This window comes from Streptomyces sp. NPDC091649 (genome assembly GCF_044756785.1).
Taxonomy (GTDB): Bacteria; Actinomycetota; Actinomycetes; order Streptomycetales; family Streptomycetaceae; genus Streptomyces.
Genome location: NZ_JBIVTR010000023.1, coordinates 96,103 through 106,810 on the forward strand (window position 1 = coordinate 96,103; position 10,708 = coordinate 106,810).

11 protein-coding genes are annotated in these 10,708 nt (G+C 69.5%); 3 read left to right on the forward strand and 8 right to left on the reverse strand.

Features of this window, described 5'->3' with window-relative positions; all coding sequences use genetic code 11:
- Positions 1–5 precede the first annotated feature (5 nt).
- The 6 genes from ACIQMU_RS28930 to ACIQMU_RS28955 form a co-directional block, all read right to left on the reverse strand.
- A complete protein-coding gene (locus tag ACIQMU_RS28930) occupies positions 6–1,274 on the reverse strand; it encodes a cysteine desulfurase (RefSeq protein ID WP_352243141.1) in 1,269 nt (422 codons plus the stop codon).
- Positions 1,271–2,035 carry a Fe-S cluster assembly ATPase SufC gene (gene sufC, locus ACIQMU_RS28935; RefSeq protein ID WP_352243142.1) on the reverse strand — a complete coding sequence of 255 codons (765 nt, stop codon included), beginning with the start codon at positions 2,033–2,035 and terminating at the stop codon, positions 1,271–1,273. Before sufC ends, ACIQMU_RS28930 begins: the two co-directional genes overlap by 4 nt.
- A gap of 7 nt (positions 2,036–2,042) precedes the next feature.
- A complete protein-coding gene (locus ACIQMU_RS28940) occupies positions 2,043–2,360 on the reverse strand; it encodes a bifunctional 3-phenylpropionate/cinnamic acid dioxygenase ferredoxin subunit (protein WP_352243143.1) in 318 nt (105 codons plus the stop codon).
- On the reverse strand, positions 2,360–3,541 hold the full coding sequence (gene sufD, locus ACIQMU_RS28945) for a Fe-S cluster assembly protein SufD (protein WP_352243144.1): 1,182 nt from the start codon (positions 3,539–3,541) through the stop codon (positions 2,360–2,362). The genes ACIQMU_RS28940 and sufD overlap by 1 nt, the downstream gene beginning before the upstream one ends.
- 99 nt (positions 3,542–3,640) lie before the next feature.
- Positions 3,641–5,062, reverse strand: coding sequence for a Fe-S cluster assembly protein SufB (gene sufB / locus ACIQMU_RS28950; RefSeq protein ID WP_018957645.1), 1,422 nt, complete (start codon positions 5,060–5,062; stop codon positions 3,641–3,643).
- The gene (locus ACIQMU_RS28955) at positions 5,059–5,802 is read right to left on the reverse strand and encodes a metalloregulator ArsR/SmtB family transcription factor (RefSeq protein ID WP_352243145.1); all 744 of its coding nucleotides are present in this window, start codon (positions 5,800–5,802) and stop codon (positions 5,059–5,061) included. Before ACIQMU_RS28955 ends, sufB begins: the two co-directional genes overlap by 4 nt.
- Positions 5,803–5,938: 136 nt before the next feature.
- Here ACIQMU_RS28955 and ACIQMU_RS28960 point away from each other — a divergent pair, with 136 nt between their 5' ends.
- The 3 genes from ACIQMU_RS28960 (at position 5,939) to ACIQMU_RS28970 (ending at position 8,714) form a co-directional block, all read left to right on the forward strand.
- Positions 5,939–6,865 carry an ABC transporter ATP-binding protein gene (locus ACIQMU_RS28960; RefSeq protein WP_402690023.1) on the forward strand — a complete coding sequence of 309 codons (927 nt, stop codon included), beginning with the start codon at positions 5,939–5,941 and terminating at the stop codon, positions 6,863–6,865.
- Positions 6,862–7,629: an ABC transporter permease gene (locus ACIQMU_RS28965; protein WP_402690024.1), complete on the forward strand. Its 768-nt coding sequence runs from the start codon at positions 6,862–6,864 to the stop codon at positions 7,627–7,629. Before ACIQMU_RS28960 ends, ACIQMU_RS28965 begins: the two co-directional genes overlap by 4 nt.
- A gap of 104 nt (positions 7,630–7,733) precedes the next feature.
- A complete protein-coding gene (locus ACIQMU_RS28970) occupies positions 7,734–8,714 on the forward strand; it encodes a heme A synthase (protein ID WP_402690025.1) in 981 nt (326 codons plus the stop codon).
- 251 nt (positions 8,715–8,965) lie between these two features.
- Here the strand turns inward: ACIQMU_RS28970 and ACIQMU_RS28975 are convergent, their stop codons facing one another.
- Together ACIQMU_RS28975 and ACIQMU_RS28980 are read right to left on the reverse strand one after the other, a co-directional pair.
- The gene (locus tag ACIQMU_RS28975) at positions 8,966–9,343 is read right to left on the reverse strand and encodes a hypothetical protein (protein ID WP_352243149.1); all 378 of its coding nucleotides are present in this window, start codon (positions 9,341–9,343) and stop codon (positions 8,966–8,968) included.
- Positions 9,344–9,394: 51 nt separating this feature from the next.
- The gene (locus ACIQMU_RS28980) at positions 9,395–10,348 is read right to left on the reverse strand and encodes a heme o synthase (RefSeq protein WP_352243151.1); all 954 of its coding nucleotides are present in this window, start codon (positions 10,346–10,348) and stop codon (positions 9,395–9,397) included.
- Positions 10,349–10,708: the final 360 nt, after the last annotated feature.

Below are 10,708 nucleotides of genomic sequence, written 5' to 3' on the forward strand. Positions count from 1 at the left end.
AACCCTCAGCCGAAGAAGTTCCGGACGTGCTCCAGACCGTCCACCAGGGCGTCGACCTCGGCGGGCGTGGAGTACAGATAGAACGACGCTCGCGTCGTCGCGGGAATTCCGTACCGCAGGCAGACCGGGCGCGCGCAGTGGTGGCCGACCCGCACGGCGACGCCCAGCTCGTCGAGGACCTGGCCCACGTCGTGCGGGTGGATGTCGCCGAGCGTGAAGGAGATCGTGGCCCCGCGGTCCTCGGCCGTCGCCGGACCGATGATCCGCAGGCCGGGGACCTCCAGGAGGCGCTTCACCGCGTACTCGGTGATCGCCTTCTCGTGGTTGTGGATGTTCTCCATGCCGATCGCCGAGAGGTAGTCCACGGCCGCGCCGAGGCCGACGGCCTGGGCGATCGGGGGCGTACCGGCCTCGAACTTGTGCGGCGCGGGGGCGTAGGTCGAGGAGTGCATCGACACGGTCTCGATCATCTCGCCACCGCCGAGGAACGGCGGCAGGTCCTCCAGGAGCTCCTGCCGTCCCCACAGCACGCCGATGCCCGTCGGGCCGACCATCTTGTGGCCGGTGAAGGCCACGAAGTCCGCCTGGAGCGCCTGCACGTCGAGCACCATGTGCGGGGCCGCCTGCGAGGCGTCGATGCAGACCAGCGCGCCGACCTGCTGGGCGCGGCGGATGATCTGCTCGACCGGGTTGACGGTGCCCAGGATGTTGGAGACCAGCGTGAAGGAGACGATCTTCGTCTTCTCGGTGATGATCTCGTCGATGTCGGACAGGTCGAGCCGGCCGTCGTCGGTGATGCCGAACCACTTCAGCTTCGCGCCGGTCCGCTGCGAGAGCAGCTGCCACGGCACGATGTTGGAGTGGTGCTCCATCTCCGTGGTGACGATCTCCGTGTCGCTGTCCACCCGATAGGGCTCATCCGCCCAGCCGAGCATGTTCGCCACGAGGTTGAGCGACTCCGAGGCGTTCTTGGTGAAGATCACCTCGTTGCGGCTCGGCGCGTTGATGAAGGCCGCGACCTTGTCCCGGGCGCCCTCGTACAGCGCGGTGGCCTCCTCGGCGATCGTGTAGACGCCGCGGTGCACGTTCGCGTTGTGCCGCTCGTAGTACTCGTTGAGCGCGTCGAGGACCTGACGCGGCTTCTGCGAAGTCGCCGCGGAGTCCAGGTAAACGATCTTCTTGCCGTCGTGGACCGTGCGGTCCAGGATCGGGAAGTCCTTGCGGATCGCCTCGGTGTCGAGGAGGCCGGTGAGCCCCTGTCGGGCGTCAGTCACGCGGAAGCGCCACCCTTCGTGTATGCCTCGTAGCCCTCGTTCTCCAGCTGGTCGGCCAGCTCGGCGCCACCGGAGGCCGCGATACGGCCGTTGGCGAAGACGTGCACGAAGTCGGGCTTGATGTACTTCAGGATGCGGGTGTAGTGCGTGATCAGCAGCGTGCCGACCTCGCCGGTCTCGCGGACCCGGTTGACGCCCTCGGAGACGGTCTTGAGCGCGTCGACGTCCAGGCCGGAGTCGGTCTCGTCCAGGACGGCGATCTTCGGCTTGAGAAGCTCCAGCTGGAGGATCTCGTGGCGCTTCTTCTCACCGCCGGAGAAGCCCTCGTTGACGTTGCGCTCGGCGAAGGCCGGGTCCATCTGGAGGCCGGACATCGTCTCCTTGACCTCCTTGACCCACGTACGCAGCTTGGGGGCCTCGCCGCGGATGGCGGTGGCGGAGGTGCGCAGGAAGTTGGAGACCGAGACGCCGGGGATCTCGACCGGGTACTGCATGGCGAGGAACAGGCCGGCACGGGCCCGCTCGTCGACGGACATCTCCAGGACGTCCTCGCCGTCCAGGGTCACCGTGCCGCTGGTGATCGTGTACTTGGGGTGACCCGCGAGCGAGTACGCGAGGGTGGACTTGCCGGACCCGTTGGGGCCCATGATGGCGTGGGTCTCGCCCTGCTTCACGGTCAGGTCGACGCCCTTGAGGATCTCCTTCGTGGCGTTGTCGGCCTCGACGGTGACGTGCAGGTCGCGGATTTCAAGCGTTGCCATGGGTGACTCAGGACTCCTGGGTGACGGAGACGAGCACATCGTCCCCTTCGATCTTTACGGGGTATACGGGGACGGGGCGCGTCGCGGGAAGGCCGGACGGCTTGCCGGTGCGGAGGTCGAACGACGATCCGTGCAGCCAGCACTCGATCGCGCAGCCCTCCACCTCGCCCTCCGAGAGGGAGACGTTCGCGTGCGAGCAGATGTCGTTGATCGCGAACACCTCGCCCTCGGTGCGGACGATGGAGACGGGTGTGCCGTCGAGCTCCACCCGCTTGGGGGTGTCGTCCTCCAGCTCACTCAGCGCACAGACCTTGACGAAGGACATCAGACGGACGCCTTCAGCTCGGTCTCGATCTTCTCGAGGAGACGCGCTTCGACGTCCGGCAGGCCGATCTGCTGGACCAGCTCGGCGAAGAAGCCGCGCACGACGAGACGGCGGGCCTCCTCGGCCGGAATGCCGCGGGACTGGAGGTAGAAGAGCTGCTCGTCGTCGAAACGGCCGGTCGCCGAGGCGTGGCCGGCGCCGACGATCTCGCCGGTCTCGATCTCCAGGTTGGGCACGGAGTCGACCCGGGCGCCGTCCGTGAGGACGAGGTTCCGGTTCATCTCGTAGGTGTCGGTGCCCTCGGCGGCGGCCTGGATGAGGACGTCGCCGATCCAGACGGCGTGTGCGCCGTCGCCCTGGAGGGCGCCCTTGTACACCGCGTTGGACTTGCAGTGCGGGGTGTTGTGGTCGACCAGGAGGCGGTGCTCCTGGTGCTGGCCCTTGTCGGTGAAGTACAGGCCGAAGAGCTCCGCCTCGCCGCCGGTGGCCGCGTAGGCGACCCGGGGGTGCAGGCGCACGACGTCGCCGCCGAAGGTGACGACGATCGACTTGAAGGAGGCGTCCCGGCCGATCAGCGCGTTGTGCTGGCCGACGTGGACGGCCGTGTCGTCCCAGTCCTGGACGGAGACGACGGTCAGCTTCGCGCCGTCGCCGAGGACGTAGTCGACGTTGGCGGCGAGTACCGCGTCGCCGGTGTGGTCGATGACGACGACGGCTTCGGCGAAGGCTTCCAGCTGGATGAGCTGGTGGCCGTAGGCGACGCCGCCCTCGCCGTGCACGGCGATCCGGATCGGCTCGGTGAGCACGGCTTCCTTGGCGACCGTGACGACCGATGCCTGCTCGAAGGAGCTGTACGCCTGGGCGGCGACGCGGTCCACCGGGGTGCCGGCCTTGCCGAGCCGGGTGTCGTCGCGGCCGACGGTCTCGACGGTGACGCCGTCGGGGGCGTCGATGGCGACCTTCACCCCGCCGCCGGTGGCGACGGCGGTGCCGTCGTGCAGCCCGCGCAGTCGCTCCAGTGGCGTGAAGCGCCACTCCTCCTCGCGACCGTGCGGGACGGGGAAGTCCGCGACGTCGAAGGACGGGGGTGCGCTCATGCGAGTGGCGACGGTCGACTCGGCGGCCACCGCGATGGAGCCGGCGGTGGTGGAGCCCGCCGGAGTGTTCTGAGCCTCAGCCATGGCTGTCGTAGTGCTCGCTTTCTTCAGTCAAGAACTCGGGGGATTCGGTGGGGCGGGGACGGCCGCGAACGGCCGTCCCGGTGGTCCTCGGCCGAGGACCTAGCCGACCGAACCCTCCATCTGCAGCTCGATCAGCCGGTTGAGCTCCAGGGCGTACTCCATGGGCAGCTCCTTCGCGATCGGCTCGACGAAGCCGCGCACGATCATCGCCATGGCCTCGAACTCGGTGAGTCCGCGGCTCATGAGGTAGAAGAGCTGGTCCTCGGAGACCTTGGAGACGGTCGCCTCGTGGCCCATCGACACGTCGTCCTCGCGGACGTCGACGTAGGGGTAGGTGTCCGAGCGGGAGATCGTGTCGACGAGCAGGGCGTCGCAGAGCACGTTGGACTTCGCGCCCGGCGCGCCCTCGCCGATCTCGATCAGTCCGCGGTAGGACGTCCGGCCGCCGCCTCGCGCCACCGACTTGGAGACGATGTTGGACGAGGTGTTCGGGGCCATGTGGACCATCTTGGCGCCGGCGTCCTGGTGCTGGCCCTCGCCCGCGAAGGCGATGGACAGGGTCTCGCCCTTGGCGTGCTCGCCCATCAGGTAGACGGCCGGGTACTTCATGGTCACCTTGGAGCCGATGTTGCCGTCGACCCACTCCATGGTCGCGCCCTCGTAGGCCACGGCCCGCTTGGTGACCAGGTTGTAGACGTTGTTCGACCAGTTCTGGATCGTCGTGTAGCGGCAGCGGCCGCCCTTCTTCACGATGATCTCGACCACGGCGCTGTGCAGCGAGTCCGAGGAGTAGATCGGGGCGGTGCAGCCCTCCACGTAGTGGACGTAGGCGTCCTCGTCGACGATGATCAGCGTCCGCTCGAACTGGCCCATGTTCTCCGTGTTGATACGGAAGTACGCCTGGAGCGGGATCTCGACGTGGACGCCCTTGGGCACGTAGATGAACGAGCCGCCGGACCACACGGCCGAGTTCAGCGAGGCGAACTTGTTGTCACCGACGGGGATGACGGTGCCGAAGTACTCCTTGAAGAGCTCCGGGTGCTCCTTCAGCGCGGTGTCGGTGTCCATGAAGATGACACCCTGCGCCTCCAGCTCCTCGTTGATCTGGTGGTAGACGACCTCGGACTCGTACTGCGCGGCGACGCCGGCGACCAGGCGCTGCTTCTCCGCCTCGGGGATGCCGAGCTTGTCGTACGTGTTCTTGATGTCCTCGGGCAGTTCCTCCCAGGAGGCCGCCTGCTTCTCCGTGGACCGCACGAAGTACTTGATGTTGTCGAAGTCGATGCCCGACAGGTCCGAGCCCCAGTTCGGCATGGGCTTCTTGCCGAAGAGCTTGAGGCCCTTGAGCCGCAGCTTCAGCATCCACTCGGGCTCGTTCTTCTTCTCCGAGATGTCGCGGACGACAGCCTCGGAGAGGCCGCGCTTCGCCGCCGCGCCTGCCGCGTCGGAGTCGGCCCAGCCGAATTCGTACGTGCCCAGACCCTCGAGCTCAGGGTGGGCAGTCTCCGTGGGGAGCGTCATGCGGGGTTCCTCCCGGCCGTGCTTGCAGATGCTGAATGAGTGGTCTGTGGGGGTGGAGCGTGGCCGCTTCGCGGCACGTAGGTCGTGCACACTCCGTCGCCGTGGGCGAGGGTGGCCAGCCGCTGCACATGGGTCCCGAGGAGGCTGGAGAAGAATTCCGTCTCCGCCTCGCACAGCTGTGGGAACTGCTCGGCGACATGCGCCACCGGGCAGTGGTGCTGACACAGCTGCTCGCCCTGCTGCGGGCCCGGCGCGCTTCGCGCCATAGCAGCGTACCCGTCGGCGGACAGGGCCCTGGCCAGGGCCTCGGTGCGCTCCTCGGGCGCCGCGGCCTCGACCGCGGCGCGGTACGCCTCGCCCGTCGCGGCCATCCGGGCGCGGGCGAAGGCGAGAACCGCCTCGTCCCCTCCGGATTCGGCGATGAAACGCAGGGCGTCGGCGGCCAGCTTGTCGTAGGACTGGTCGAAGGCGTCCCGGCCGCAGTCCGTCAGGGCGAACACCTTGGCGGGCCTGCCTCGCGTCCGCGCGCCGTAGACCCGCTGTTCACGGGCTTCGACGACATCGTCGGAGACGAGGGCGTCCAGGTGGCGGCGGACGGCGGCCTGGGTGAGGCCGACGCGCTTCGCGAGATCGGCGGCGGTGGAGGGGCCGTGGTCCAGGATGGAGCGCGCGACCCGGTTGCGCGTCGAACGCTCACCGGTCGCGAGTTCCTCCTGAGGAGCCCGTCCGTCGTATTTCACAACACCATTGTTGCGTAATTCATTCGACTCTGACAACCACGGTCCGAGACGATCTACGGTGGGGTTCATCACTTAGGGTTACCTAATTCGGCCCCGGGAGACCCTCCTCCCCGGACCCTGCCTAGACTTACCGGCCATGGAGAACGAGCCCGTCGTACAGGTCAAGGGCCTGGTGAAGCGGTACGGCAGGAAGACCGCGGTGAACGGCCTCGATCTGGTGGTCGCGACCGGCGCGGTGACCGCCGTCCTCGGCCCGAACGGCGCCGGGAAGACCACCACCGTCGAGACCTGCGAGGGCTACCGCCGCCCGGACGCGGGCACCGTACGCGTCCTGGGCCTCGACCCGGTCGCCGACGCCGAACGGCTGCGACCGCGCATCGGGGTGATGCTCCAGTCCGGCGGCGTCTACTCCGGAGCGCGCGCCGACGAGATGCTCCGCCACATGGCGAAGCTGCACGCGCATCCGCTCGACGTGGACGCCCTGACCGAACGCCTCGGCCTCGGCGACTGCGGGCGCACCGCCTACCGGCGGCTCTCCGGCGGCCAGCAGCAGCGCCTCTCCCTGGCCATGGCGGTCGTGGGACGGCCCGAGCTGCTCTTCCTGGACGAGCCGACCGCCGGGCTCGACCCGCAGGCCCGCCGCTCCACCTGGGACCTGGTGCGCGAGCTGCGGGCCGACGGGGTGTCGGTGGTCCTCACCACCCACTTCATGGACGAGGCAGAGGCGCTCGCCGACGACGTCGCGATCATCGACGCGGGCCAGGTCATCGCCCAGGGCAGCCCGGAGCGGCTCTGCCGGGGCGGCGCGGAGAACACCCTGCGCTTCACCGGGCGCCCGGGGCTCGACCTCGGCTCTCTCGTCAAGGCGCTGCCCGACGGCTCCGGGGCCGTCGAGCCGCTGCCGGGGACGTACCGGATCACCGGGAGCGTCGATCCGCAGCTGCTGGCCACCGTGACCTCCTGGTGCGCCCAGCACGGCGTGATGCCCGAGGGCATCTCCGTGGAGCGGCACACCCTGGAGGACGTCTTCCTCGAACTGACCGGCAAGGAGCTGCGCGCATGAGCGCCGGTACGTACACCCCGCGCCCCGGCGCCGCCCCGCTCCCCCGGATGATCGCCGCGCAGACCGCGCTGGAGACCCGGATGCTGCTGCGCAACGGCGAGCAGCTGCTGCTGACGGTGATCATTCCGACGCTGCTGCTGGTGCTGTTCAGCGCGGTCGACATCGTGGACACCGGCTCGGGCGCGGCGGTGGACTTCCTGGCGCCGGGCGTCCTGGCGCTCGCCGTGATGTCCACGGCCTTCACCGGCCAGGCCATCGCCACCGGCTTCGAACGCCGTTACGGGGTCCTCAAACGGCTCGGGGCCTCCCCACTGCCCCGCTGGGCGCTGATGACCGCGAAGACGCTGTCGGTGCTGGTCACCGAGGTGCTCCAGATCGTGCTGCTGGCCGCCATCGCCCTGGCGCTCGGCTGGTCGCCCCAGGGCAGCCCGCTCTCCGTGCTGCTGCTCCTGGTCCTGGGGACCGCCGCCTTCTCCGGGCTCGGGCTGCTGATGGCCGGGACGCTCAAGGCGGAGGCGACGCTCGCCGCCGCCAACCTGGTGTTCCTGCTGCTGCTGGTCGGCGGCGGGGTCATCGTGCCGCTGGACAGGTTCCCGGACGCGGTGCGGTCGGTGCTGGAGCTGCTGCCCGTCTCGGCGCTCTCCGGGGGGCTGCGGGACGTTCTCCAGCACGGTGCGTCGATGCCGTGGGCCGAGGCCGGGATCCTCGCGGCGTGGGCGGTGCTGGGGCTCGGCGCGGCGGCCAGGTTCTTCCGCTGGGAGTAGCCCGGACGGGGCCCGCGCCGGGGCGTGTCCGGGCAATCGGCGCGAAGCCGCCCTTCGGGCACGAACCCACCCCTCGTGAAAACGTGCACAAGCCCCGTCCTACGATGGTCCGCGTGGAAACCCCCATCTCCCTCATCGCCAAGCGCTGGACGCCGTCCACCCGGATCGTGAAGCGCGCCGCGCTCTCCGCCGTCGTGATGAGCGTCTTCATCATCGTCACGGGCGGGGCCGTGCGGCTCACCGGTTCGGGCCTCGGCTGCGACACCTGGCCCAAGTGCACCGACGACAGCCTGTTCGCGACGCCCGAACAGGGGCTGCACGGCGCGATCGAGTTCGGCAACCGGATGCTGACCTATGTGCTGTCGGCCGCCGTCGGCTGGGCGATCATCGCCATCAGTTCGCTCAAGCCGCGCCGCCGCAAGCTCGCCCGGCTGGCCTGGCTGCAGTTCTGGATCGTGCTGGGCAACGCCGTCCTCGGCGGGATCACCGTCTGGGCGGGTCTCAACCCCTGGACGGTGGCCGGGCACTTCCTGCTGGCCAACGCGCTCCTGGCGGTCACCGTGATCACCTGGGTGCGGGTCGGCGAGGGCGACGGCCCGCCCCGCCCGCGCACCCCCCTGCCGGTGCGGCGTCTCTCCTGGGCGATCGTGGCGACCACGGTGGTCCTGATCGTGCTGGGCACCTCGGTGACCGGTTCCGGCAAGCACGCCGGCGACAGCAGCGACGTTCCGCGTATGCCGTGGGACTGGTCGGCCGCCGCCCATGTCCACGCGATCGCGGCCTGGGTGGTCTGCGCGCTGGCCATCGCGATGTGGCTGGCCCTGCGGGTGGTCGACGCACCCGCCGACACCCGGGCCCGGGCGCGCGATCTGCTGATCGTGCTGCTCGCCCAGGGCGCGATCGGTTACGTCCAGTACTTCAGCGACGTCCCCGAGATCCTGGTCGGCGTCCACATGTTCGGCTCGGCCATCATGTGGATCGCCGTGATCCGGCTGGTGCTGAGCATGCGCGAGCGCGGCGACGACGCCCCCGCCCCGCTGCCCGGCCCGGCCGCCGAGCGGCCGGAGACGGTGCCGGCGGTCTGACGGACATACGCACGGGAGGGGCGGCGGGCCGGTGCCCGCCGCCCCTCCCGTGCGTCGCGGCTCCCACGTCGGTTCGTGCACCGGGCGCGTCGCCCCGCCCGGCCGTCGACCCGCCCGGAGGCGTCCTGCCGGACCCGCCCGCCGCCTCGGGACCCCGGCCTCGAAGCCCGGCCCCTCGCACGACCGCGCGGCGCGGGCGGGCACGGCCGAACGGGTGAGCACGGTGCCGGGTGGTTGCCCGGCGGTGGCGCTCAGCGGTCGTTGGAGGGGCCGCCCACCTGGATTCCGGCCATGCGGGACCACTCGTACGGGCCGGTGCGGACCTTGAGCGCGAAGTCGCCGTCGAATTCCTCGTGCATCGTGATGCCGGACTTCCGCGCCGCGTTCTCGGCCACCGCGTAGGTCGGGGCCACGAGGTCGCCCCAGGCGCCGTCCTCGCCGACCAGGACGATGCGGGCGCCCGACTGGCCGATGTAGGCGAGCTGTCCCTCCACGCCGCCGTGCTCCTTGGCGAAGGCGCCGATCTCGCGGGCGAGCTTCGCCGCCCTGCGTTCGGCGCGCGCCGCCTTCCTGGCGTCCGTCCGTGAGGTCTGCCCGCTGTCGCTTACGTCTGCTGCCGTCTCTGCCATGAACAGGATGCTACCGACGGGTAGATGAACTGGCGACGGGCGGGGAAGGAGCTAGCGGAGGAAGGGGTCCACCGCGACGGCGAGGAAGAGGAGCGACACGTAGGTGATGGACCAGTGGAAGAGGCGCATCTCCTTGAGCTTGGCCCCGGTCACCCCGGCATTGGCCCGGTTCCGCAGGCCGTGGGCCTCCCAGAGCCAGGCTCCGCCGGACAGCAGCGCGACCGCCGTGTAGAACCAGCCGGTGTAGCCGAGCGGGGTGAGCAGCAGCGAGACCGCGACCATCACCCAGCTGTAGAGGACGATCTGCTTGGCGACCACCCGGTTGGAGGCGACGACCGGGAGCATCGGGACGCCGACCCGGGCGTAGTCCTCCTTGACCTTCATCGACAGCGGCCAGTAGTGCGGCGGCGTCCAGAAGAAGATGACGGCGAAGAGGATGACGGCGGCCCAGGAGAGCGAGTTCGTCACGGCGGACCAGCCGATGAGCACCGGCATACAGCCCGCGATTCCGCCCCAGACGATGTTCTGGGAGGTGCGGCGCTTCAGCAGCATCGTGTAGACGACGACGTAGAAGAGCAGCGCGCCGAGAGCGAGGGCGGCCGACAGCCAGTTGACGAGCAGCCCGAACCAGACCGTGGAGACCACCGCGAGCGCGATGCCGAAGGCGAGGCATTCGCGGGGGCTGACCATGCCCGTGACCAGCGGACGCTGGGACGTGCGGTCCATCAGCGCGTCGATGTCCCGGTCGATGTACATGTTGAGCGCGTTGGCGCCGCCGGCGGAGAGATATCCCCCGATGGTGGTAGTGAGAACGAGCCACAGGTCGGGTACACCCTGGGCAGCGAGGAACATCACCGGAACGGTGGTGATGAGCAGCAGCTCGATGATCCGTGGCTTGGTAAGAGCCACGAAAGCCTTGACGCGGGCCCCGAACGGGCGATGGCCCCCCGGGCTGGGAGTCAAGGCGACCCCTGCGGGTCGGGACTCGACGGCCGTCACGCACACCCCTGACAGAGAAATCCCAGCAAGCTCCGGGCGAGGAGGCCCGGTGAAGACTTGCGCGAACCCGTTCACTCTAGACGTTGCGGATACGCCGCCCTTCGCGGGGGTGGGGTCGTGTTGGGGGTGACTGTTCACCGGATATGCGTTCCTCCGAGAGGCGAACTCCACGGGCCGCCCACACCCTGGAAAGTGCTCGGAAAGTGTGCCTGGCAACGGGGGTAGGCTCGACAACGCCCGGTGCGGTAACAGTCACCGGCTTACGACAGTGGAGAGGAGCCCTGACTCAGGGTGAGCATCAAGCCGACCACCGCAGACTTCCAGTGGACCGATGTGGATCAGCGGGCCGTGGACACCGCTCGTGTT

Coding starts and splice junctions, on each gene's coding strand:
- ACIQMU_RS28975 (WP_352243149.1), bottom strand. CDS start 9,343: ATGGCAGAGACGGCAGCAGACGTAAGCGACAGCGGGCAGACCTCACGG.
- ACIQMU_RS28970 (WP_402690025.1), top strand. CDS start 7,734: ATGGTCCGCGTGGAAACCCCCATCTCCCTCATCGCCAAGCGCTGGACG.
- ACIQMU_RS28960 (WP_402690023.1), top strand. CDS start 5,939: ATGGAGAACGAGCCCGTCGTACAGGTCAAGGGCCTGGTGAAGCGGTAC.
- ACIQMU_RS28965 (WP_402690024.1), top strand. CDS start 6,862: ATGAGCGCCGGTACGTACACCCCGCGCCCCGGCGCCGCCCCGCTCCCC.
- sufC (WP_352243142.1), bottom strand. CDS start 2,035: ATGGCAACGCTTGAAATCCGCGACCTGCACGTCACCGTCGAGGCCGAC.
- ACIQMU_RS28940 (WP_352243143.1), bottom strand. CDS start 2,360: ATGTCCTTCGTCAAGGTCTGTGCGCTGAGTGAGCTGGAGGACGACACC.
- sufD (WP_352243144.1), bottom strand. CDS start 3,541: ATGGCTGAGGCTCAGAACACTCCGGCGGGCTCCACCACCGCCGGCTCC.
- sufB (WP_018957645.1), bottom strand. CDS start 5,062: ATGACGCTCCCCACGGAGACTGCCCACCCTGAGCTCGAGGGTCTGGGC.